This is a genomic window from Microbacterium sp. NPDC087665 (assembly GCF_044743285.1).
Taxonomy (GTDB): domain Bacteria; phylum Actinomycetota; class Actinomycetes; order Actinomycetales; family Microbacteriaceae; genus Microbacterium.
Genome location: NZ_JBIUWD010000003.1, coordinates 565,313 through 589,640, shown reverse-complemented (window position 1 = coordinate 589,640; position 24,328 = coordinate 565,313). Strand labels below are relative to the sequence as shown.

Genomic DNA, 24,328 nt, shown 5'->3' with positions numbered 1-24,328 from the left:
CCCGCCGCGCCAGCCCGACGGTTACGATCGAGTAACGCGCACTGCCGCGCCGACGCGAGAGGGAACGCATGTCACACACCTCCCCCCAGATCACGGCCGACCAGTTCGCCGCCCAGACCTCCGCGATCCTCGCGTCGGTCGGAGCGGTGATCGACGGGAAGCCGGATGCTGTGCGCAGCGCGCTGATCTGCCTCCTCGCTGAGGGCCACCTGCTCATCGAAGATGTTCCGGGCGTCGGCAAGACGATGCTCGCCCGGGCCCTCGCCGCCAGCGTCGACGCCACCGTGCGCCGCATCCAGTTCACGCCCGACCTGCTGCCCGGCGACGTCACCGGAGTCTCGGTGTACAACCCGGTCGATCGGGAGTTCGAGTTCAAGCGCGGCGCGATCTTCGCGCACATCGTCATCGCCGATGAGATCAACCGGTCCTCGCCCAAGACGCAGTCGGCACTGCTCGAGGCGATGGAGGAGCGACAGGTCACGGTCGACGGGGCGACGCATCCGCTCCCCGAGCCGTTCCTCGTCGTCGCCACCCAGAACCCGCTCGAGATGGAGGGCACCTACGCGCTCCCCGAAGCGCAGCGCGACCGGTTCATGATGCGCATCTCGATGGGGTATCCGGATGCCGCGGCCGAAGCCCTCATGCTCCGCCAGCGCGACACCGTGAACCCGCTGTCGGCCGTATCCGCCGTCGCGGACGCCGGCTCGATCAGCCAGCTCATCACCTGGGCGCGTTCCGTGCACGTCGCCCCGGCGCTCGAGGAGTACACCGTGGCCCTCGCGCAGGCGACGCGGTCCGACCCGAACCTGCACCTCGGAGCGAGCCCGCGGGCCACCCTGCAGCTCATCCGCGCCGCGAAGGTCTGGGCGGCGCTCGACGGACGCGACTTCGTGATCCCCGATGACGTCACGGCCCTGCTGATCCCGGTCTTCGCGCACCGACTGCTGCCCGCACGCGGTGCGCATCGTGCCGGGGCTCAGCCCGTCGAGGCGGCCCTCGCGCAGATCGTCGAGCGCGTGCGCGTTCCCGTGGCGAGCCGCGTCTGAGGCCCGCGCGCATGCGTCGCCGCCGATTCCTCACCCCGCGCGGAGCGGGCGCGCTCGTCGCGGCCCTGTGCTGCGTGATCGGCGCCAATCTGGTCGCCTCCCCGATCCTGCTGTACATCGGCCTGCTGCTGGCTCTGCTCACCGCTTTCTCGGCGGTGATGGTGCGGGTGCCGCGGCGTTCGGGCTCGGTCACACGCCAGATCTCCACCGACCTGCTCACGGTGTCGGAGACCTCCCGCGTCACCGTGAGGTTCGCGCTGCGTTCCCTGCGCATCCCCCACGCCCTCTGGCACGACGTGCTGCCCGACGCCGTGAGCGGCGACTCCGGTGGAGAGTATCCGTCCGAGACGGGGCAGCTGAGCTATCGGATCACCGGGGTGCGCCGCGGGGTCTGGCCCATCGGGCCCCTGATCCTGCGCACGGTCGATCCCTTCGGCCTCGCGCAGCGCGAGCAAGAGTTCGGCGAGACGCGCACCGTGACGGTGGTTCCCGAGGTGCTCGCCCTCGCCCCGCTCGCCGTGCGGGTGGGTGCTGCGGGCGGCACCGCGCACACCTCGTCGACCCGACTCGGTCAGGGCGCCGACAACCTGTCGCCGCGCCTGTACAACCCGGGCGACTCGATGCGGCGCATCCATTGGCGCGCGACCGCGCACCGCGGGCACCTGATGGTGCGGCAGGAAGAGGAGGAGTCGAGCCCCGACGCCGTCGTGGTGCTCGACCGCAGCGGGGCCCACTGGGCCGCCGCCCACGACGATGCCGATGACGCCTTCGAGGCGGCGGTGTCGATGTGCGCGTCCGCGGCGATCCACCTGTCGGAAGAGGGCTACGGCGTCGACGTGATCGACAGCGCCGGGATGCTGCTCGGCACGCTCCGCGGACACGAAGACGACCGCGACGGCCTGCTCGTCGCCCTGGCACTGATCTCGCCGCGCGGAGACGCCCGCGACGTCGCGACCCTGATCGGCGGCACGCCGCCCGGTCCGCTCGTGTACGTCACCGGCCACCTCGACGAAGACGACGCCTCGCGCCTGCGCCCCTCCGGTGCCGCGGCCGCGATGCTCCTGACCACCCACCCCGAGCCCGGGGCCATCGCCTCGGCCGAACGCAACGGCTGGTCGGTGGCGACGCTCGGTGACGACATCACCGCAGCCTGGGAACAGGCGCTGCCCGAGCGGATCGGGGTCGGTCATGTTCCGCTCTGAGCAGCCTCGGCGCACGCGGGGCGCCCGGGGCAGCGGTGCCTCGACGCCGATCACCTGGCACCGCGACGAGACCGTCCCACCCAAGATCGTCGCTCCCGCGGTGCTGGCGGCCGTCGCGGGCTTCGTCGCGATGTGGCCGTTCACGTCGGTGATCGAACCCGGCGCCTGGTCGTTCACGGTCATCGGGATGATCCTCGCCGTCGCCCTCAGCAGCATGGCGGCGCGTGCGCTGCTGCGGCGCCGGGCGGAGTGGGTCAGCGATGTCGTCGCCCTCGCCGCACAGCTCGTCGTCACCACGGCCGTGCTCGTGCAGCTCGTCGCGGGTGACACCGCCTTCTTCGGGATCTTCCCGACACCCGTCACAGTCGAGGTGTTCGCGTCGCTCACGGCATCCGCCTGGCAGGAGGTCGCGTACGGCGCCGCTCCCCTCGCGGCCACGTCGGGACTCGCTGCCACCATGGGCTTCGGATTCGCGCTCGTGGCGATCCTGCTCGACCAGCTCGTCGTGCACCGCGCCGCCGTTCTCCCCGCAGTGCTGACGGGCATCGTCGGTGCCGTGCCGATGATCATCACCCTGGGAGATGCGAACCTGGTGTGGTTCGTGCTGCTCGCGATCGTGACACTGCTGCTGTTCCGGTCGGCGTCGCGTCGGCATCCGCTCTCCCCGCTGCGCTCATCGACGACGCTCGCGGCCGGGATCGGCGTCGCCGCCGTGGTCACGACGCTCGCGATCGCTCCCGGGCTTCCGCTCGCAGCCGGACTCACCGGCACCGGCGCCGGCATCGCGGTCGATGCATCGCTGCGCCTCGGCGATGACCTGCGCCAGCCGAATCCCGTCGAGGTGCTCACCGTCGCCACGAAGGCCGAGACCGCCCCGTATCTGCGGCTCACCACGCTCTCGCACTTCAACGGCCAGGTGTGGGAGCCCGACCGCGGCGGCCTGCAGTCGCAGACCGAGGGATTCGGCGACCCCGATTGGGGCGACGACATCACCACGACCGAGACCACCACCTCGGTGCGCATCCTGCGCATGTCGAGCGCCTGGTTGCCGGTGCCGTATCCGGCCACCAGCATCCAGGGCGTTCCTCGCGCCTGGCGGGTGATGCCCGAGAACCGCACGCTCGTCTCGCGCAGTGCGGATGCCGTGGGTGCCGACTACACCGTCTCGTCTCTGCGCGTGAACCCCACGCTCGAACAGATCCGCGCGGTCGATGCCGCGCAGCCCGAGACCGACCCCGATGAGGAGCCCGTCGAGATCCCCTCCATCGTCGGCGATCTCGCGGTCGAGGTCACCGGGGCGGAGTCGACCGACTACGACCGCCTGATCGCCCTGCAGTCGTGGTTCCGCAACGAGTTCACGTATTCGCTCGACACCCCGGTCGACGAGGGCTTCGATGGCACCGGCGCCGAGGCGGTGGCGCGTTTCCTCGAGGTGCGCTCGGGGTATTGCGTGCACTTCGCCGGCGCCTTCGCGTTGATGGCCGAGAGCCTGGGCATGCAGACGCGCATCGTGGTCGGCTACCTGCCCGGCTCGATGACGCAGGAGAAGCGCGGCGACGAATCGATCTTCTCCGTCACGAGCGATCGCCTGCATTCCTGGCCCGAGGTGCTGTTCCCCGGCATCGGATGGGTGCCCTTCGAGCCGACCGCCTCGCTCGGCGTCCCGACCGGGTTCCGGGCAGAAACCGTGGCGGGCGGCACGACCGGCGATCCGTCGACGCCGGAACAGACGACCGCACCGCAGACCGAGCAGACGACGGCGCCGCAGGCCGAGCGCCCCGATGCCGGCGACAACAGCGGCGCTGCGGGCACGCTGCGCCAGGTCGATCCGACGCCGGTGCTGCTCGTGGCTCTCGGAGTCGTCGTGCTGCTGCTCCTTCCCGCGCTGATCCGCCGGCTCGTGCGGGCGCGGCGCATGGATCGTGCCCGCCACGGTGACGCCGGTGCCGCGTGGACCGAGGTGCACGAGACGCTGGTCGACCTCGGGCTGCCGGTGTCGGATGCCGACACTCCCCGCGTGCGTGCGGCGACCCTGGTGCGCGAGCGATCGGTCGATGCCGCGGCGATCGGTCGGCTGACGACCGCGGTCGAACGGGCGACCTATGCGCGCAGCGGTGCGGGTGCCGATGACCTCGCTGCTGCTCTCACAGACGTTCTTCGTGCGCTGCGTCAGAGCGTCGATCGCCCCGCGCGCCTGCGCGCGCTCCTGCTGCCGCGGTCGTTGTTCCTCGCGCGCCGACCGGAGGTCGTGGCCTCGGCCTGATGGAGCGCCTCGGCCTGATGGGCGCCTCGGCATGATGGGGCGCCTCGGCCTAATGTCCGACGCGGTGAGCGTCAGGCGGCGTGCTCGACGCAGGCCACCGCGTCGCAGTTCTCGCACACCACGAACTGGGTGCGGCACGAGAGATCGGGGCAGTTGGCCGTGCGCTTGGTGGGCGCACCGCATCCGACGCACTCGCCGATGACCGCCGTGTGGTCGGAGAAGTCGACGGAGCCCCGCTTGTCGAAGACGTAGAGCGATCCGTCCCACAGACCGTCGTCGCCGTACTTCTCGCCGTAGCGGACGATCCCGCCCTCGAGCTGATACACCTCGCCGAACCCGCGCGAGGTCATGAGGCTCGACAGCACCTCGCAGCGGATGCCGCCGGTGCAGTACGTCACGACCGGCTTGCCCTTGAGGTCGTCGTAGGCGCCGGAGTCGAGCAGGCGCACGAAGTCGCGCGTGGTCTCGGTGTCGGGTACGACCGCACCGCGGAATCGGCCGATCTGCGCTTCGAGGGCGTTGCGCCCGTCGAAGAACACGACGTCGTCTCCGCGCTCGTCGACGAGCGCGTGCAGCTCTTCGGGGCTCAGTCGGGTGCCCCCGCCGACGACGCCGCTCTCGTCGACCTGCAGCTCACCGGGCGCTCCGAACGACACGATCTCGTCGCGCACCTTGACGCTGAGCTTCGGGAAATCGAGGCTGAGCCCGTCGCCGTCGAGACCGGTGCCCTCGCTCCACTTGATGTCGGCGTCCTTGAACGGCGCGTAGGAGCGGAACGATCGCGCCCACTTCTTCAGCGCGGGCAGGTCGCCGCCCAGCGTGCCGTTGACGCCATCGGCCGAGATGATGAGCCGGCCACGCAATCCGAGGGCGTCGCCGATATCGCGCTGCCACACACGGATCGCCTCGGGATCGGCGAGCGGGGTGAAGGCGTAGAACAGGACGATCTTCGGGGTTGCCACCTAGGAATTTTACGTCGTCCACAGGAGCACCCGCGCCGCGCGGCGGTCCGGCCAGGATCGTCGCGTCACGGAGCACGACCCGCATCGGATAGGATGGACAGGTTGTTCCCTGGTGACGTGTCCGAGCGGCCGAAGGAGCACGCTTGGAAAGCGTGTGTTGTGCAAGCAACCGCGGGTTCGAATCCCGCCGTCACCGCCAGATGACGAAGAAGGGCCCCGCATTCGTGCGGGGCCCTTCTGTTCGTTGAGGGGATGGCAGCCGGCCTACAGCCCCAAAGATCGCCCCCAAGCTCCTCGTCGTCGGGTTTCTCGGGAGTTCTCTGAGACCACCAGACGAGACCACGATGAGCACGATTGCAGCTCAAGCCTTTGCGCTACCCGCAAAATCAACGAGCTTTCAAGCCAAGAGCCGTGCGCATTCGTCGCGCAAGCCGCAAGACACTGTTGCGACGGCCGATCGTGGAGGGCAGAGCGAGGTGTTTGCCCGTGGTGAGCTCAACCTCGATCATGCGCACGGTACCGAAGAAGGGCAGCCAGCCGACGCCCACTCCGCCCACACCGTAGTAGAGCTCCTTTTCGACGGCCGAGACGTCGCCCTCGACAAAGCGGTACGTGCGAAACCACGAAGATACGACCACCTCACCCGGTCCGACCCACACGCCAAGGAACACCGAACGGACGCAGGCTGCCACCGCAACCCCGTAAACAGGTAGTCCGATCCACCAGAAGACCGATCCCCAGCTGAGAGCGAGGAACAAGCTACTCGCCGCAGCACCCCAGAGAATGCTGCCCGTGCGAGCCCCTGTCGCAGAACCCTTCACTTTTTCCATGATCTACCAACTGCTTTGAAAGTCCTGCCCCAATTCACGCGCCACGGGGCAGCGAGAGGCTTGAGGACGTAGCTCGCGGCGCCTGCCGTGACGTTTCCGAGCGCCGTGCCCAACCACAGGTTATTTGAACGAACCTGCTGGGTAACTGCCCGAATCGTCGCTCTGTGCGGTCTCGCCGCTGCAACACCCACGTGCGCCGTCCGATTAGCTATGGAACCGGCCGCAGCCACATTCAGAGTACGAACGGCAGCACCGCCTCCGATAAAGCTGGCTGCTGCGGCGGCAGCAGACACGGTTGCCTCGCCTACGCGCCCTTGCACGAGGTAAGCAGCTGTCTCAATCACGCCGCAAGCGGCACCGATTGCTCCCGGCACGAAACCACATGCAAATGTGACCGCGTTGCCGACTGGACTATCTGTGATCCATTTAGCGGCGTCCTGCCACCATTCTTTGCCGGTTAGATCATGCCCATTGATTGGATCGCTTGGCCAGGAATAGTCATTTGCGCCGCCGCCCTCCACCGGATCGACCTGAACAAATCGACCTAGCGCAGGTACGTACAACCTTGCGCCCATCTCGACCAGAAGCGTCGAGCCAACCGACTCCGCCTGTTTGAGCGCTCCTTGATGCCATAACGTGTTGCCCGCAACCTGCGTGGCGTCCTCCGCGCTCGTAACGCCGATAGCAAAGGTGACCGGATCGACTGCCTGACCAAACGGTTCCCAGAGCAACAAACTGCCGGTTGTGGAACCACTCCGAGAAATCAGCGCGTGACCCCCCAACCCCGGGAAAGACCACGTTACGGATCCGGCCTGGTCCGTCCTGGACACTCCACCAGGAAGCTCGAGGCTACGCGTCAGACCTGCGCTGTCTTTTTGTCCCCATTGCACGTCTCCGTCCGAAGAATAGAGGTACTTCACTACGGAGGCAACGACTGAGCCTGCCGGGTCGGTCGTACGCGTTACTATCCTCCCCGTAGCATCTCGCTCAATCTGCAGGGTGCTCCCATCAGCGTACGTCGTACCAATATGCTGGTTCGCCGCATCGTATTGGAAGGTCATGTCGTCTAGCCGTGTGATGCTGCCCCGCGCATTATAAGTAAGATTCGCGGCGGGTATACCATCAGCGATGCTTGTCGCACCCGAGGGAGGCCCCGTAACCGTTGACGATGTGAGGCGATCAGCCCAGTCGTAGCAGTAAGACGTTTCCGTCGATACTGGCATCTCCCCCGGCGCCGTCCACACGTCGGTGAGACCGGTCCTATTGCCCGAATTTCCCGCTGCCGTATTCACTCCGCATTGGTTGGAGGCGTCAAAATCATAGGACAGCTGATGGCCTGGAATCGTCGCCGACACCAACCTCCCGGCCGTGTCATAGGCATACGTCGAGGAATGCGAAGTACCAGCCGTCGAACTGAATTGCTGCACTACTCGTCCCGTTTGCGACCGCACCACGTTGTCGGTCACAACTTGACCCGCGACCGACCACGTCTGCGACAACAACCTCTGCGCTTGGTCGCGACCAACGCCGGTTAGCTCGGACCCGTCCGCATACACGATCTGTTGCAAACGTTGCAGAGGGTCGTACGTCACCGAGGCGAGCTCCTGATCGTCCACAGTAACGGTCAGCACTTTACCGTCGAGGTCGTACGTATACGCGGTCACCGACGAGCTACCGCCAGCAGGGGTGGTCAAGATCTGGACAACTCGACCTGTGGCGGGATCATACGTCGGTGTAGTCACCGTGTCGAAGACGTCGACATAGCTCACCGTTCGCCCGAGAAGGTCGGTGGTGTTGGTTACTTTCGACCCATTTGGTGACCCCGACACTGCCACACCTGAGGTCGTGACCTCATACCCTCCGCTCTCAGCCGCACGAGTTGTACGCTCCGTCGTCGTCGAAATCGCTGCAGTCCCGGCTCCGCCCGCGGAAGTCGTCGACGCCACCGAGCCGCGGCTGTCATAACTCACGCAAGACCAGGCAGTGTCTCCACTTGTTCGTGTGCCGATCGTGCGACCCCAGGAATCGTAGGCGTATTCCGACGTGATCGCGTTGTTCGCTGCCGGAGCGGGGCCGGTGGTGGACCTCGGCAGGCCGAACTGACCCGTCCCCGATGGGATCCCGCACACAGCCGGCGCCACCTCAAGATCGCCGAAATAAGCCACCGTCGTCTTGGCTGTATCCGGGGCTCCTGGGGCACCTCCCGCTGGGAGGGTACGAGTGAGACGACGGAGCCACCCGGTCGCACCAGGCTGTTCAAAGGTCGAAGTAGTCCTAAGAGCAAATCCTTCCGGATCAACGGTTGACGCGGTTGCCTGACCCAGCCATGGGTGCTGATATGAGACGGAGGTAGTCATCGATGGCGCAACCGCTCCAGACGCACCCGTCGAGTCATCGCTCGTCGTCCGTGTGACGAGGCCGTAGTCGGGACGCAGCACCGCACCAGGGACCATCGCTCCGACTGTCGCCGACGACGGTGTCCGCCATTTGAGTTGCAGCGATGCACCCCACGTGTCGTCACGGTACTCGATCCTAATGCGGCGACTATCCCCGGCCTCGACAGTGATAGGGGCGCCGTAACGCTCTGCACCGCCTCCTTCCCATTTGTCGACAATGAGGGTATCCCCCACCCAGATTCGCGCGCCGTCGTCACTAAAGGTACCGAAAGTGTACTGTCCAGTTTCTGGAAAAGTGACCAGACCAGTTAGACGCAACGACCAGTTGTCGGCTGGAATTCCCGCGCCCGGAGCAGCGCCCGCCCAGTCGCGATCTACGGTTCCGCTCACCCCTCCGACCCCCAAGTCAATGAGCGCTGGCTTTCCTGCCAGGTGCGGGTTTGAATAATACGTCGCCTGTAGTCCGTGGAATTCGTCGTCATACGATGTGGATGTGTGGGCGGGAAGTATGCCACACTCGCCAGCAAGCTCGGGGTTGACTATCGGTCTGCCATCCGCCTGGAAGCAAGAGTCTGGCGCAGGGCCGTACGAGTCGGTCGCCCGGTCAGTCGCGGGATCATAGATTGTCGTTGTCTTTTGCCCAAGCGAATTAACCGCAGATAGGACGAGATCCTTCGAGGGATGCCACTGTTGGGTCACGGTGGCGCCCATCGGGCTCGTCGCGGAGACCTGACGCCACGCGGAGTCGTATGCGACAGAGGTCGCAGAACCCGCGACCCCGTCTAGCGCAACCCAACTCTCTCGCCCCGGGATGTCGTACTCAAAGTTCTTCTTCGCCCGTGGCACTGCGTCCCGTGTGGAGGGCAAGGTTACAGAACTCACGCGACCGTCACCGTAGGCTATCCGCGTGTCCACCTGGGATGCCGACGGCGGGTCAGCGGCGGAGAGGAGGTAGTCACTTGCTGCGGAGTCCTGAATCGATTCGAGAAGGCCGTCAGCGTTGTAGCGGAAGAGCGTGCGTTCCGCACCAGGGTCTTCAATCATCCACAATTGCGCACCCGAGTAATACAAGTTCGTCACCGGTGCGTTCGTTGCCGAGAGGGCAGGGTAGACGATCTTGCAAAGGACGCCAACCGGCGCCTGGGCATTTGCAGGAGGCAACGTCGGACAAAGCGACTGCGTCGCATTCTGGTAGACGAATGAGATCTTGCGAAGATAGGTTGCGCCATCTCTCGACAGAGGATCGACGATTTCTTTGACTGTGCCGTCCGAGTTATAGATTGTCACCGGGGCAGCAGGCTTTCTTCCGTCAGCGGCGGAGGTGGCAGACTCGACTGACCCATTCGCGGCGAACTGATATACAGTGCCGCTTTCGTCTGTGAAGACCACTCGCCCGGTGATGTCGAGGGAGACCACGCCATACTCACCCGCGGGCGGCGTGTAACCACCGTTGGACGTTCGCGAATAGGTGTGTGAGCCGCCAGTCGTGTCCGTGAGAATCACTGCCTGAGGTTCGATCGCGGCTTTCGCCCACGCCGTCGCATCGCCCGCGATCGGGGTCGACGAAGTCCAGCCCTCGGCGATGGTGGTGCGTTTGGTTGTAAACCAGGACGGAGGGACGATCACGGGCCCCGCCGAGTCCGCGAGGTCGTCTGCCCAGAGTTCGACGTACGCAGCCCCCGTTGCTTCGTAGTACTCCAGCAGGAGTTGTACCTCGGCAGTCGAGACGTTCTGATTTGCAGACCATTCGACGTTGCCAGAGCCTCCAGCCCACCTGTCGACGATCCGAGTGTTGTCGACCCAAAGACGGATACCATCATCGCTGCGCACACCGAAACGCCACTGGGAGGATGCGTGCGGAACGCGGATGAACCCGGCCCACTGCGCGAGATAGTGATCGTTCGCCAACGCGGGCCCCGGGGCTTCAAACCCCCAGTCAAACGATGCGGCCGAGTCGGTGCGGACCATCACCGGAGTCTTCCCAGTGGAGGAGTATCCCGCCGCGGACGTAGGTGGGTTGCCAAGCCCGTCACGTGCATCGTAGTAAGAGCCGACCAGTCCCTTCGTGGACACTCCGGCCGCGAGGGAGTTGTAGCTGAACGACATCCCCATAGGCCCGCCGAGCGTATTGATCAATGGCGAAGAAAACGACAGGTTCGCATTGCCGTTCGCGAGGTTGACAGCGACGGGGCCAGTCGAGTCGAACGGTGACGGGCCGGACGAGCCGAGGCGCATGTCAACCTTGATGCGCTTGACCCAGGCGGGCGTGGTGTTTTTCCCGACCCCGTCGGTGGGTTGCACGATCCAGGAGTAAATGTTGCCGTCGCGCAGTGTTCCCTCGGGGACGGTCCATCTGACTTTGCCGTCGGGGTCCGCGGAGAGCAGCCCGGAAGTGAACACCGCCCCGGATTTGGCGTCCGAGCCAGTTGCGATCTTGAACTCGTACTTCACCTCGGCGCCCGCTGGGATGTTGTCCGGATCGGTCACGGCATCCACCTGCAGCGTCGGTGTCAGTGTCACGATCGTCTCGGGCGCTCCAGACGCATTGCCGGGTGTCGCGGTCGCTTCCGGCGGAGTGGGTGGTGGCACTTGGGTCGTCAACGACCGCACCCCGGTCGCGACCTCCGTGGATTGGCCGGCCCAACCTGAATGCCCATCACGGATCTTGCCTTGCCAGTAGTACGTCACGCCTGGCAGGAGCTTGTTTTCAGGAACGGTGGCTTGCGTCGCGGTCGTCCACCCCGACGACCAGACGGGTGCGCTCATGTCTGCATTCGGTGACACGGTGAACGAGTACCCCAGCCCCGGCGCATGCGGGGAGTATGTGGCACCCGTCACTGACAAGGTCGGAGTCAAGGTCTGGGCTGTGACCCCGTTGGCCGGGGCCACTTGACTCACCGAGGGAAAGAACCAGTACTCGACGAACAGAGCTGTATTGACTCGCTTGTGGCTGTAGACGGCTGTCTCGTTGCCCGTGATGAACAGGCTCTGCTGGGTATGGCCGTACCCGAGGTGCTCGACTGTGCTACGCGAGATGGCCTCGCTGGATGCCCATGTGTCAGTCGCCCCGACAGTGAATGGTGACAGTTGTTGGCTGATGCAGTTGAAGCACTGATCAGTGCCGGACCAGACTCCGCCGGGCTGAGCTGTCGGTGTTCCTTCGCCGGTGAAGCCGATTCCCACTTCCGAGGCGCCGATGAAGTGCCACGCTGTCGGAGCGATGTTGAACGACGTGAAGGTTCGCCAGATTGAGTTCGTGTTGTTCTGACGCGTGTTTCCGATGTGCGCCTGTCCTGCAAAAACGGAACCATCGGACTTAAAGGACTTTGTGTACCAAGGACCGACGTTAATCGTCGGATCTACATACACCGGGTACACGCGCTCAGGGTCTTTCAACCATGCACCACTGACGGAGATGGTGTATCGCCACTCAGTTCCTTCGAGGTGTTCGATCCGCACCTTCGGGTTCATCAGTGCATCGGAGCGTTCGCCCTCGACGCCAGACGAATCCCAGGCTACCGGCCCCGGGACATGCATCGCCACGGCCCCGGCTGTATCTTTCAGCTCGAGCATTCCGTCTTCGCTCAGCACAGGCGTCAGTTCGCCGACATCGATCTTCCAGCTCCACGAGGCTGCCGCGCGCGGTTCCGCCGAGACGACGAGTGTCTCTTTCACCCCGCTCGTCTCGACCTCGAACTCAAGATCAACCCCGGGGGTCACGTTCTCATATCGGAGAACGTCCTGAACACCATCCGCCGCGTCATCCGAGGAAAGTGCTTTTGCACCTACCGACGCCGCGCGTTCGAGCGCGAAGGTGACCTCGTGATCACCTGACGTGACAGTGAGACCTTGTGCCGCATCCGCCTTCGGTGCGAAAGAAGGTGACAAGGGGTGCGCATCTACCGACCAGCCTGAGGCACCTTTGGCGAGGTCCGTAGAGATCTCCTGCCACTCGCCCTCGCGGTCGAGCACATTCAATTGCTCCGCGGACTGCTTGCTGATGAACGACCCGGACTCAGTCTCATACGTCGTCGTAAACGCGTCACGCTCAACAACGGGGAGGTCCTCGGCGCGTTCAGCAAGGCTCAGATCATCGGATTCCTTTGCGGGAGTCCAGAAAGCTAGCCGGGAGTTCCTGCTTGGGGCTGTGAAACGCTCCGCGTCGGCGAGAAGCTCGGAGAAATCACCCGAAGGCATCTCCGGCGCCGCCTCTGCCGGCGACTGCTGCTCACCGCCCAATCTCGCGATGTCTTCGGCTGTCAGCTCACCAACGCCCGGAATGTCTCGGGTATCCGTCTGTACCGCTGGCACCGCGTTCCCGGACTTGACAAGAACGTCACCCAACGCAGGGGTCTCGGGAGTGATTAGTGCAAGCACGCCAACAAGAAGACAAGCCAAACCGGCAGCAGGGAGTCGGCGCATAACCGCGGTTCCTCTCGAAGGAGTCGCGGACTTTTTGCCGCACAGCTAACTCATAGCGGACAATTCCTTGGTCTCGCAAGTATCTGCTCGAAGTATGACTGCTCAACAGCAAACCCAGAGGCACGCGAACCGCGGTTCCCTGGTGACGTGTCCGAGCGGCCGAAGGAGCACGCTTGGAAAGCGTGTGTTGTGCAAGCAACCGCGGGTTCGAATCCCGCCGTCACCGCCAGATGACGAAGAAGGGCCCCGCATTCGTGCGGGGCCCTTTCTGTTCGTGCGGGTTGAGCCTTTCAGCCCCCGAGGGTCACGCCGTAGCTCTGCCCGCCCGGGGCGCTGGGCAGCGGGGTCATGCCGAGGCGCTCGTAGAACGCGGCGGCTCCCGTGTTTGCGGGGTCCATGCCCAGGTGCAGGCCCTTCACGCCGCGGCGCGTGAGCTCGTCGAACAGGGTGCGCATGAGTTCGCGCCCCAGTCCCTGGCCCTGCGTCTCGGGGAGCAGATCGATGTGCAGGTGGGCGGGGTACTCCGCCGTGTTCGACTGAGCGCCGGGGCGACGCCCGTACGCGTAGGCGAGCATCTTCTCCTGGCGGGTCTCGGGCTCCTCCACCGCAGGGAAACGGTCGGCGAACTGCGGCCACCACTCATCGCGGAACCATGCCTCGAAAGCATCCGTGTCATCGGTCGCCACGATGTAGCCGATCACCCGCTCGTCGTCGGTCTCGACGACCCAGGCGAGGTCGGGGTGCCGCTCGACGTACGGAACCGCGAACAGCAGGCCCCAGAGCTCGTCGTCCGAGAAGACGCCGGTGGCATCTTCTCCGGCGTCGGCGGTGCGCACGCACACCTCGAACAGCGACGCACGGTCGGACGGACGGTAAGGGCGGATGCTCGACACGAAGACTCCTCAGTGAGTGGCGGTGTCGTCCAGACTATCGGCGGCCTCTTCGACCGCGCCGGGTCGCCGCACCCACGGCAGCAGCCAGGCCGCCAGCAGCAGCACCACCCCTGCGCCGAGCAGCGCCCCGCCGATGGTGTCGGTGGCCCAGTGCACCGAAAGGAAGGTGCGCGAGAGCGCCATCAGCACGATCCACAGCGCACCGGCGATGCGGATCCAGACGCTCGGGAACAGCACGGCGAAGACGAACGCGAGCGTGGCGGCATTCGCGGTGTGCCCCGAGGGGAACGAGCCGTAGTCGCTGAGCACCAGCATGTCCTCGGGGCGGGCGCGCCCGAACAGGTGCTTCAGCAGCTGCACGGCCCCGGCGCTGGCCAGGAAGCACAGCGCCGCGAACAGGCCCGACCGCCAGCGACGCGCCACGACGAACGCCACGATCACGAGCACCGGCACGAGATAGACCGCGACCCATCCCCCGCCGACCCTGTCCATCGCGTGCGCGAAGGCGATCAATTCTTCGGTGCGGAACCCCGAGACCGCTTCGTTCCACCAGGCATCCAGCGCGAACGGGTGCGCGAAGCCGAGCGTGAGCAGGGCTCCCAACGCGAACGTCAGGGCGACGCATCCAACACCCGACCACAGCAGCACGCGTCTGTTCATCGGCCCAGTCTGACGGAACATGCCTGAGAAGCCGGGCAACCGGCCCGCCAAGTCGCCGCCTCTCATCGTTCAGGACTCGTCGTTCAGGACTCGTCGTTCAGGACTCGTCGTTCAAGACTCGTCGTTCAAGACTCGTCGTTCAAGACTCGTCGTTCAGGACTCGTCGTTCGGGAGGAGATCGGCATTCGGGAGGACGCTTTCGAGAGATGCATCCTCCCGAACGCCGATCCCCTCCCGAATGATGGCGAGATCCCCTCCCGAAGGACGGCGAGAATCAGGGGGCGAGCAGGCCGACGGTGCGCGGGCGCACGATCAGCCAGAGCGAGAGGATGCCGATCACGGCGCATCCGACCATGACCGAGGCCATGGTCGTGGCGGTGATGCCGGCGTCCTTCGAGATCCACCCGACGATCGGCGAGATGAGGCCCGCGACACCGAAGTTCGTCGCTCCGAGGATCGACGCGGCGGTGCCGGCGGCCTTGCCGTGGCGGTCGAGCGCGAGCACCTGCACGTTGGGGAACGTGAAGCCGCACGCCGTCATGAACACGAAGAGCGGGATGACCGTGCCCCAGAGCCCGAGGCCGAGCTGGTCGGTGACGACGATCGCGGTCCCGGCGAGCAGAAGCACCGCGGTCGAGTACGCGAGCACCCACTGGGGGCCGAAGCGGGTGGCCAGGCGCGAAGCGGTCTGCACGCCGACGACGACGCCGAGCGAGTTCACGGCGAAGAGAAGTCCGTACTGCTGCGGGTCGAGCCCATGCGTCTGCTGGAACAGGAACGGCGACGCCGACAGGTACGAGAACAGGCCCGAGAAGGTCATGCCGCCGATGACGAGCACGCCGAGGAACACGCGGTCGGAGAGCACCGAGCGGTAGCGCTGCAGCACCGTGGCGCCGCCACGCTCCTGACGACGGGCAGCGGGCAGCGTCTCGGGGATGAAGATCACCGTCGACAGCAGCATCACGACCCCGTAGATCGCGAGCACGATGAAGATGCCCTGCCACGGCATGAAGGTCAGCAGCCACGAGCCGATGAGCGGCGCGATCACGGGCGCGACACCCGAGACGAGAGCCAGGCGCGAGAGCATCACGACGAGGCGGCGCCCGCCGAACAGATCGCGCACGATCGCCATGGCGACCACGCCACCCGCCGCAGCTCCCATGCCCATCAGAACGCGCGCACCGCTGAGCAGCTCGAGGCTGGGGGCGAAGGCCGCGGCCACGCTCGCGAGAACGTGCAGCGCGGTCACGATGATGAGCGGAAGGCGGCGGCCGATCTTGTCGCTGAGCGGTCCGACCAGCAGTTGACCGACGGCGAAGCCGATCATGGTGCCCGTCAGCGTGAGCTGGATCGCGGCCGCCGTGGTCTGGAAGTCCTCTTCCAGCACGGGGAACGCCGGCAGGTACAGGTCGATCGTGAACGGGCCGAGAGCGGTGAGCGCCCCGAGCAGGATGATGTAGAGCACCCGGCGGCGGTTCGAGATCGAATCGCCCGGGTGCAGCATGATGGGCGCGGTGGCGGGGTTGGCCCCGAGGGTGCGGATCGCTCCGGTGGCCGTCGAGGGCAGACGGATGCTGCCGGTCGCCGTGCGCTCGGGAAGAGCACCATCGGTCGGCGTGTGCGCGTGCTGCGTCGGGAGGGAATCGGTGCGAGGGGCGTCGGGCACAACGGCCTTTCGGTGCGAGGAGGAAGGTCGAATCGATTCGATTCAGCCTCCCATCCTACAGGCCGCCCGCACCCGCGCAGGGGAAACGCACGTCCGGATACTTCCCAGACGTGCGTTTCCGATCTCCCACCGCAGGTGGGGCTGCTTCAGGCGCTGATGCGACCGAGACCCTGTTCGAGGTCGGCGAGGAGGTCGCCGATGTCCTCGATGCCGACCGAGAGGCGGACGACGTTCTCCGGCACGGCCAGCTCGGTGCCTCGCACCGACGCATGCGTCATCTCGGGCGGGTAGCCGATCAGCGACTCGACGCCGCCGAGCGATTCCGCGAGCTGGAAGATGCTCGTCGACTCGGCGAAGGCGCGCGCAGCGGCGGGTCCTGCCGCGAGACCGAACGACAGCATCCCGCCGAATCCGCTCATCTGGCGTGCCGCGATCTCGTGGCCCGGATGCGATGCGAGTCCCGGGTAGTACACGCGCTCGAACTCAGGGCGGGCCTCAGCCCACTCGGCGATCGCCTGTGCGTTCTCGGTGTGCTGACGCATCCGTACCGCGAGGGTCTTGATGCCGCGGGTCGTCAACCAGGCGTCGAGCGGCGCGGAGACGGCACCCACGGCGAACTGCTGGAACTTCACGGCTTCGAAGAAGCGGTCGTCACGGAACACGACCGATCCGCCGAGCACGTCGGAGTGCCCGCCGAGGTACTTGGTGGTCGAGTGCACGACCAGATCGGCGCCGAGCGCGAGCGGCTGCTGCAGCGCCGGAGACGCAAAGGTGTTGTCGACGACCACGATGGCGCCGCCCGCATGCGCGAGCTCGACGATCTGCGCGATGTCGACGATCTTCAGCAAGGGGTTGCTGGGCGTCTCGAGCCAGACGATCTTCGTCTCCGGACGGATCGCGGCGCGGACCGCGTCGGGGTCGCCCAGCTCGACGGTCGTGGTCTCGACGCCCCACGAGGCGAACACGCGGGTGAGCAGACGGTACGTGCCGCCGTAGACGTCGTTGCCGAGCAGCACGTGGTCGCCGGGCTTCAGGATGCCGCGCAGCAGCGCGTCTTCGGCGGCCAGGCCCGAGGCGAACGACAGCGCGGCGGTGCCGCCCTCGAGCGCGGCGATCTGCGTCTCCAGCGAGGAGCGCGTCGGGTTGCCGGCGCGGTTGTACTCGTAGCCCTCGCGGAATCCGCCGATGCCGTCCTGCACGTGCGTGGAGGCCTGGTAGATCGGCGGGATGATGGCGCCGGTCCGCGGGTCGGGCTCTTGGCCGGCGTGGATGGCTCGGGTGGCAAAGGAGTGCTCGGACATGCCCCTCAGCCTACGTCCGGCCCCGAGGGGGCAGCCGATCCTGTTACGTCGCGCGTCAGTCGCCCACGGCGTCGATCAGCGCGGCCGGTCGGCAGGGCCGGGTCAGTTCGACAGGTAGGCCAGCAGATCCTGCCGGGTGAGCACCGTGTGCGGTTTGCCGCCCTCGGTCACCAGCAGGGCATCGGCATCGGCGAGCGCGGTGCGCGCCTGGGCGACCGAGGCATGGATGCCGATGAGCGGCAGCCGCTCCCCCACGTGCGCTCCGACCGCGTCGGCCGGCTGCGCCTCGCCGCGGAAGAGCAGATCGAGCAACCCCTTCTCGTCGACTGTGCCGACGACCTCGCCCATCATGACGGGCGGCTCGGCGCTCAGCACCACGAGCTGCGACACGTCGAACTCGGTCATCATGCCGATCGCCTCGAGCAGCGTGTCGGTGGGGTGCGCGTGCACGAGGTCGGGGATGCCCGCGCCCTGACGCGAGGGGCGCGCGGCGAGCACGTCGGCCACCGTCTCTCCGTCCTCGACCTCGCTGAATCCGTAGGACCGCATCCAGCCGTCGTTGAAGATCTTGCCGAGGTATCCGCGCCCGCCGTCGGGCAGGAGCACCACCATCACGGCATCCGCCGGAAGATCCTTCGCGGCGCGCAGCGCCCCCACGACGGCCATGCCGCTCGACCCGCCGACGAGGATGCCCTCTTCGCGCGCCAACCGACGGGTCATCGCGAACGACTCCGCATCGCCGACCGCGATGATCTCGTGCGGCACCTTCGGGTCGTACGAGCCCGGCCAGATGTCTTCCCCGACACCCTCCACCAGGTACGGCCGACCGGTGCCCCCGCTGTAGACGCTGCCCTCGGGGTCGATGCCGATGATGCGCACGCGGTCGTCCGAGACCTCGCGCAGATACCGCCCCGTGCCGCTGATCGTGCCGCCCGTGCCGACGCCCGCCACGAAGTGCGTGACCTGCCCGTCGGTGTCGCGCCAGATCTCGGGACCGGTCGTCTCGTAGTGGCTACGCGGGCCGTTGGGGTTCTCGTACTGGTTCGGTTTGAACGCCCCGGGGATCTCGCGAGCCAGTCGGTCACTGACGCTGTAGTACGACTCCGGGCTGTCGGCGGGCACCGACGTCGGCGTCACCACCACCTCGGCCCCATAGGCGCGCAGCACGTCGATCTTGTCATCGCCGACCTTGTCGGGCACGACGAAGACGCACGCGTAGCCGCGCTGCTGCGCGACCAGGGCCAAGCCCACACCGGTGTTGCCGCTGGTGGGTTCGACGATCGTGCCACCCGGCTTCAGATCGCCCGCTGCCTCGGCCGCATCGATGATGCGCGACGCGATGCGATCCTTCGACGACCCGCCGGGGTTGAAGTACTCGAGCTTCACCAGGACCGTGCACGCCACGCCCTCGGTGACGTGCCGGAGCTTCACGAGGGGCGTGTCGCCGACCAGGTCGACGATCGAGTCTGCATACTTCATGACCTCAGCGTAGAACGACGGATGCCGCGGCGCAGAAGTGTTGCGCCGCGGCATCCGTCGTCCTTCGTCTCGCTCCGCTCGCTCAGGAACAGGAACGAGTGACTATCAGCCCTTCGTGGCACCCGCCAGCAGGCCGCGCACGAAGAAGCGCTGCAGGGCGAAGAACACGATCAACGGCACGATGATCGAGATGAACGTTCCCGCGGACTGCAGGAACCACTTGTTCCCCCACGTTCCCGACAGCGAGTTCAACGCCTGTGTGATCGGCAGCGCCCCTGGCGAGGCGAAGATCGTCGCCACGAGCAGATCGTTCCAGACCCAGAGGAACTGGAAGATCGCGAAGGAGGCGATCGCCGGCGTCGCCAGCGGCAGGATGATCCGGAAGAACACCTGGCCGTGGCCGGCGCCATCGACGCGGGCCGCTTCGATGACCTCACCCGGGATCTCCGAGATGAAGTTGTGCAGCATGAACGTCGCCAGCGGCAGCGCGAAGATCGCGTGCGCGATCCAAACGCGGGCGAAGCTGTACTGCACGTCGTTGAGGCCGAAGCCCGGGAAAATCGGCACGTCGTTGATCGTCAGGCCGTCGGAGAACAGGCTGAGCAGCGGCACGAGGGCCATCTGGATCGGCACGATCTGCAGCGCGAAGACGAACACGAAGAGCATGTTGCGGCCCTTGAAGTCGATCCAGGCGAACGCGTACGCGGCGAGTGACGCGAGCACGATCGGGATGACGGTGGCCGGCAACGTGATCGCGAGCGAGTTGATGAACGCGGAGCCCAGGGTCGTCGACGTGCCACCGGAGCTCAGCGCCTCGATGTAGTTGTCGAGGGTGAACTTCGGGTCGGAGAAGACCGTCCACCAGCCGGACGACTGGGTGTCTGAACCCGGACGGAACGACGTGACGAAGAGACCGAAGGTCGGGATCGTCCAGAAGATGGCGATGATCACGGCGGTGATCGTCGCGCCCTTCGACGTCAGCTTCTTGTGGGCGATCGCCTCGTTGCGGCGGGTGTCCCGCTCGACCTGCCGCTTGGTGCGGTTGTCGGGTGTGACGACGAGTTGTGTGGCGCTCATCAGCGGATCTCCCTCTGCTTGGCCATCGATCGGGCGTTGTAGATAATCAGCGGCAGCACGAACAGGAACAGCACCACGGCGAGTGCCGAGGAGTGTCCGTAGCTCTGGAAGCGCTGCTGCTGGTTGACCATCTCGAAGCCGAGCACGCTGGTCTCGTCGCGACCACCGGTCATGACGGCGACGATGTCGTACACCTTCAGCGAGGCGATCGTGACGGTCGTGAGCACCACGATCAGGGATCCGCGGATGCCGGGAACGGTGACGTTGCGGAACCGCTGCCACGCGTTGGTTCCGTCGAGTTCGGCGGCCTCCATCTGCTCGATCGGGACCGCCTTGATCGCAGCGGAGAGGATCACCATCGCGAATCCGGTCTGCATCCAGATGAAGACGACGAGGAGCATGAGCGTGTTGATGATCGGCTTCACGGCCAGCCACTGCACGGGGTCGCCGCCGAAAGCGGTGACGATCGCGTTGAGCAGACCGATCTGGTCGCCCTGGCGCGCGTCGTACATGAACTTCCAGATGATGCCGCCACCGACGAACGAGATCGCCACGGGCATGAACACCAGCACTTTGAGGAACTTCTCGCCGCGCGCCCGGTCGATGAAGACCGCGTACGCGAGTCCGATCGCGACCGAGATCGTCGGAGCGAGCAGCGCCCAGAGGATCGTGTTGATGACCGACGAGGTCCCGACCGGGTTGGTGAAGACCCAGACATAGTTCTCCATGCCGACGAACTCGTCGCCCTTCTTGTTGAAGAACGACTTGAAGATGGTAGAGATCGCCGGGTAGATGAGCCCGAGGATCAGCATGATCGCGGCCGGGGCCATGAACAGCGTGAGCTGGAACAGGTATCCGGCGCCCTGGCGCGAGCGGTAGTCGGCGAAGAAGAGCAGCGCACCGACGAGCAGCGCGATCGCGACGACGTAGAGCACGGCATTCGCGTAGGGGCGCAGTAGCAGGAAGGCCAGCACCGGGATCGCGAGGCATGCGACGAGACGCATGATGTAGTAGCCGCGCCCGGAACGGGGTGCGTACTCGATGAGCACCAGGATGATCCCGACGACCAGGCCGAAGGCCAGGATGACGATGGGGATCTGCACGAGGGGATTCATCCCGCCGAGCCAGACGAAGAAGCTATTCAGCGAAAAGCCGATCGTGACGCGAGCGGATTCCTCGTTGGAAGTGGTGAAGACGAGAAGCAGCGCGATCGCGATGAGGAGGACGAAACCGACGGCGAGGACGATGCGAGTGATCGCCCGCCCCTTCGCATCGACACCGTGCGTCGTGACGGGAGCGTCGGCCTTGACAGGCGTGTCGACGGTCAATTGCGACATGGGTTCCCCTTCTGAGTACGGCAACGTACCCGAGCGGTATGGATGGGAGGAACGGGGTCGGGCTGAGGCCCGACCCCGTTCAGGTCAACTCTGCGCGGTCAACGAGATCAGTTCTCGTAACCGGCCTGGATGTCGGAGAGCACCGTGTCGGTGTCCTTGCCGTCGATCCAGTCGACCATGCCCTTCCAGAACGAACCGTTTCCGACCGTCGAAGGCATCAGGTCAGAGGCGTCGAAGCGGAAGACCGTCGAGTCGTCCTGCATGATCAGCATGGCTTCCTTGAGGAACTCGCTCGAGGCGAGGTTGGCGTCAGCGTTCTTGTTGGCAGAGATCACGCCGCCCGCCTCGACACTGGCGTCTGCGAACTCGGCCGATGCCATGTACTCGAGAACCTTCACGGTGGACTCGTCGTCGTTGAAGGCAGCAACGAACTCGCCACCGCCCTCGACCTGGAGCTCGCCCTCTTCGATGCCCGGAAGGATGAACGCGTACACGTCGCCGTCAGGTGCCACGACAGGCTCATTGCCCTCGGCCGTCTGGACATCGCGGAAGTTGACCTCGAGGAACGAGGCCTGATGCGTCAACGCGCAGCTGCCGTCGGCGACAGCCGCAGCGACATCGCCGAACGCCGTGGAGTTGATGCTCTTGACGTCGCCGTAGCCGGCGTTGACGTACTCCGGGTTGAGCAGGACCTCGCCGACGGCGTCGAAAGCGTCCTTGATCTCCGGGTCGGTGAACTTGACGTCACCGGCGACCCACTTGTCGTAGACCTCCGGGCCGGACTGACGGAGCACGAGGTCTTCGATCCAGTCGGTGCCCGGCCAGCCGGACGCGGCCTCGGACGAGAACCCAGCGCACCAGGCGGGCGTGCCGGTCTTCTCGACGATGGTGTCGGTGAGGGCGAGCATCTCGTCCCACGTCTTCGGCACCTCGACACCCCACTCGGCGAACTGCTTCGGCGAGTACCAGACGTAGCCCTTGAGATTGGCGAGCATCGGCGCCGCGTAGAACGTGTCGTCGAATGTGCCGTACTTCTTCCAGTCTTCCGACCAGTTCTCGTCGACCGCCTTCTCGACGCCCTCCGGGGCGGCAATGACCTTGCCGGTGTCGACGAGGGTCTTGAGCAGACCCGGCTGGGGGACGACGGCGATGTCGGGAGCGTCGCCACCGGTGACCTTGGTCACGATGTTGCCCTCGAAGCCCTTGTCGCCGGTGTACTCGACCTTGATCCCGGTTTCTTCGGTGAAGGAATCGAAGGCGTTGTTGAGGTCATCGGCCTGGGGGCCGGTGATGCCGCCCGAGATGCGGACGGTCTCCTTGGCGTCTCCGCCGCCGTCGCCGCTTCCCCCTTCAGCGCAACCCGAGAGCGCGAGAGCCGCGACTCCGACGAGTGCGATGGGGGCGAGAAGGCGGTATCGCTGTGACAAAGCCATGTGTTTTTCTCCTCTGAGGTAGATCATCCGTTCGCCCAGGGGAGCAATCGCCGCAACCATTGGGGAACCGATTCCAGGTAAACCTACTTGGCTTCCCCGCCCCGGCACAACTGGGGAATGTCACAACATCGCATCCTTTCCTGGCATATCGGGATGCGGAATGGGAGCGCTCTCATCTCGAACGTGTGGAACCGGTTCCTTTTCGACCCCGGTTGCTACTACGCTGACATCGGCGCATCCCCCGCGCGCTGCATGGATTGGTCGAGGAGGACCGATGAGCAAGATCGCCGACGTCGCAGCACGCGCCGGCGTCTCGAAAGCCACGGCGAGCCGGGCCCTGAGCGGTCGCGGATACGTGTCGAACGACACCAGGAGCCGTGTCGTGGCCGCCGCCCAGGAACTCTCGTACGTCGCGCACTCCTCCGCCACGAGCCTCGCCACGGGCCGCACGCAGACCGTCGGCGTGGTCATGCCGCCCGTCGACCGCTGGTTCTTCTCCGAGCTGCTCTCGGGCATCCAGGAATCGCTCTTCGCGCTCGACTACGACCTCTCGCTGTACGGGGTGCCCGAAGGATCGCACACGCGAGAGCATCTGTTCGAGAACGTGTTGTCGCGCCGCCGGTTCGACGGCATCATCGCCGTCGGCATCCAGCCCAGCGCCCACGAACTGGAACGACTCCGCGACACCGGGCGCCCCCTCGTCAGCGTCGGCCCCTACAGCGAAGGATCGAGCGCGGTGTCGATCGACGACGCCGCCGCTGCGCGCATCGCGACCGAGCACCTGATCGAGCTCGGTCACACGTCGATCGCCTTCGTCGGCGGCACGACCGACGCCGCGGCCCTGAGCTTCGGAGACGAACGTCGGATCGACGGGTACCTCGCGGCGCTCGGCACCGCGGGGCTCGCCGATCAGGCCAGAGTCGCCGGCGCCGCCCCGACGCTGTCGGACGGCTACGCCGCGGCGGTGAGCCTGCTCGGCGACCGACGCCATCGCCCCACCGCGATCGTCGGCGTATGCGACGAGGCGGCCATCGGAGCGGTGATCGCGGCTCGTCGCCTCGGAATCGCCGTCCCGACCGAACTCAGTGTCGTCGGCATCGACGACCACGAGCACGCTGAACTGTTCGCCCTCACGACGATCCACCAGTCTCCGCGCGAGCAAGGACACGACGCCGTGCGGTTGCTGCGGCAGCGGATGGACGACCCGGAGGCTCCGCTCGAACAGGTGGCCGCGGCATCCGCTCTCGTCGTGCGCGGTTCCACCGCCGCTCCCCGCTGATCGTCGCCGGCGATCTCGGGCTGTGGAGAGATCGGTCGCGCACGAGCCCTCCGCATGTATGCTGCTGGGACGCTGGGGGCGT

Annotated in this window: 15 protein-coding genes and 2 tRNA genes; 6 read left to right on the top strand and 11 right to left on the bottom strand. The window is 66.0% G+C overall.

Translation table 11 applies throughout. The annotated features are described in order from the left end of the window. The first annotated feature begins 68 nt into the window (after nt 1-68). Genes ACIOSY_RS09590 through ACIOSY_RS09580 form a run of 3 tightly spaced genes read left to right on the top strand, consistent with a single transcriptional unit; the run spans nt 69 to nt 4,511 of the window. Entirely contained in the window at nt 69-1,046 is a 978-nt protein-coding gene (locus tag ACIOSY_RS09590) for an AAA family ATPase (protein ID WP_400852543.1), read from the top strand. An 11-nt stretch (nt 1,047-1,057) separates the two neighbouring features. Beyond that, the gene (locus ACIOSY_RS09585) at nt 1,058-2,248 is read left to right on the top strand and encodes a DUF58 domain-containing protein (protein ID WP_400852541.1); all 1,191 of its coding nucleotides are present in this window, start codon (nt 1,058-1,060) and stop codon (nt 2,246-2,248) included. After that, the gene (locus ACIOSY_RS09580) at nt 2,235-4,511 is read left to right on the top strand and encodes a DUF3488 and DUF4129 domain-containing transglutaminase family protein (RefSeq protein ID WP_400852539.1); all 2,277 of its coding nucleotides are present in this window, start codon (nt 2,235-2,237) and stop codon (nt 4,509-4,511) included. The genes ACIOSY_RS09585 and ACIOSY_RS09580 overlap by 14 nt, the downstream gene beginning before the upstream one ends. A gap of 71 nt (nt 4,512-4,582) precedes the next feature. On the opposite strand, the gene ACIOSY_RS09575 is transcribed toward ACIOSY_RS09580, so the two are convergent. Continuing rightward, a complete protein-coding gene (locus ACIOSY_RS09575; RefSeq protein ID WP_400852537.1) occupies nt 4,583-5,473 on the bottom strand; it encodes a rhodanese-related sulfurtransferase in 891 nt (296 codons plus the stop codon). 111 nt (nt 5,474-5,584) lie between these two features. Here ACIOSY_RS09575 and ACIOSY_RS09570 point away from each other — a divergent pair. Next, a tRNA-Ser gene (locus ACIOSY_RS09570) sits at nt 5,585-5,672 on the top strand. 187 nt (nt 5,673-5,859) lie between these two features. Here the strand turns inward: ACIOSY_RS09570 and ACIOSY_RS09565 are convergent. Both ACIOSY_RS09565 and ACIOSY_RS09560 read right to left on the bottom strand, forming a co-directional pair. Further along, complete coding sequence (locus ACIOSY_RS09565; protein WP_400852535.1) at nt 5,860-6,303, bottom strand: hypothetical protein; 444 nt, start codon at nt 6,301-6,303, stop codon at nt 5,860-5,862. Continuing rightward, nucleotides 6,291-13,121, bottom strand: coding sequence for a PA14 domain-containing protein (locus ACIOSY_RS09560; RefSeq protein WP_400852533.1), 6,831 nt, complete (start codon nt 13,119-13,121; stop codon nt 6,291-6,293). Before ACIOSY_RS09560 ends, ACIOSY_RS09565 begins: the two co-directional genes overlap by 13 nt. Nucleotides 13,122-13,262: 141 nt before the next feature. Between ACIOSY_RS09560 and ACIOSY_RS09555 the strand changes: the two genes are divergently transcribed. After that, nucleotides 13,263-13,350, top strand: a tRNA-Ser gene (locus ACIOSY_RS09555). Between the two features lie 61 nt (nt 13,351-13,411). Here ACIOSY_RS09555 and ACIOSY_RS09550 read toward each other — a convergent pair. The 8 genes from ACIOSY_RS09550 to ACIOSY_RS09515 all read right to left on the bottom strand — a co-directional run bounded on the left by ACIOSY_RS09550 (nt 13,412) and on the right by ACIOSY_RS09515 (nt 22,967). Further along, on the bottom strand, nt 13,412-14,014 hold the full coding sequence (locus ACIOSY_RS09550) for a GNAT family N-acetyltransferase (protein ID WP_400852531.1): 603 nt from the start codon (nt 14,012-14,014) through the stop codon (nt 13,412-13,414). A 9-nt stretch (nt 14,015-14,023) separates the two neighbouring features. Beyond that, a complete protein-coding gene (locus ACIOSY_RS09545; RefSeq protein WP_400852529.1) occupies nt 14,024-14,674 on the bottom strand; it encodes a phosphatase PAP2 family protein in 651 nt (216 codons plus the stop codon). A 274-nt stretch (nt 14,675-14,948) separates the two neighbouring features. Then, entirely contained in the window at nt 14,949-16,340 is a 1,392-nt protein-coding gene (locus ACIOSY_RS09540) for a multidrug effflux MFS transporter (protein ID WP_400852527.1), read from the bottom strand. Nucleotides 16,341-16,486: 146 nt separating this feature from the next. Then, nucleotides 16,487-17,641, bottom strand: a complete 1,155-nt coding sequence (locus tag ACIOSY_RS09535; protein WP_400852525.1) for a cystathionine gamma-synthase — start codon at nt 17,639-17,641, stop codon at nt 16,487-16,489. Between the two features lie 102 nt (nt 17,642-17,743). Continuing rightward, complete coding sequence (locus tag ACIOSY_RS09530) at nt 17,744-19,120, bottom strand: cystathionine beta-synthase (RefSeq protein ID WP_400852523.1); 1,377 nt, start codon at nt 19,118-19,120, stop codon at nt 17,744-17,746. Between the two features lie 105 nt (nt 19,121-19,225). Next, complete coding sequence (locus ACIOSY_RS09525) at nt 19,226-20,197, bottom strand: carbohydrate ABC transporter permease (RefSeq protein WP_400852521.1); 972 nt, start codon at nt 20,195-20,197, stop codon at nt 19,226-19,228. Further along, nucleotides 20,197-21,534, bottom strand: coding sequence for a carbohydrate ABC transporter permease (locus ACIOSY_RS09520; RefSeq protein ID WP_400852519.1), 1,338 nt, complete (start codon nt 21,532-21,534; stop codon nt 20,197-20,199). Before ACIOSY_RS09520 ends, ACIOSY_RS09525 begins: the two co-directional genes overlap by 1 nt. Nucleotides 21,535-21,641: 107 nt before the next feature. Further along, nucleotides 21,642-22,967: an ABC transporter substrate-binding protein gene (locus tag ACIOSY_RS09515; protein WP_400852517.1), complete on the bottom strand. Its 1,326-nt coding sequence runs from the start codon at nt 22,965-22,967 to the stop codon at nt 21,642-21,644. 274 nt (nt 22,968-23,241) lie between these two features. Here ACIOSY_RS09515 and ACIOSY_RS09510 point away from each other — a divergent pair, with 274 nt between their 5' ends. Then, nucleotides 23,242-24,246, top strand: coding sequence for a LacI family DNA-binding transcriptional regulator (locus ACIOSY_RS09510; protein WP_400852515.1), 1,005 nt, complete (start codon nt 23,242-23,244; stop codon nt 24,244-24,246). The last annotated feature ends 82 nt before the right edge of the window (nt 24,247-24,328 follow it).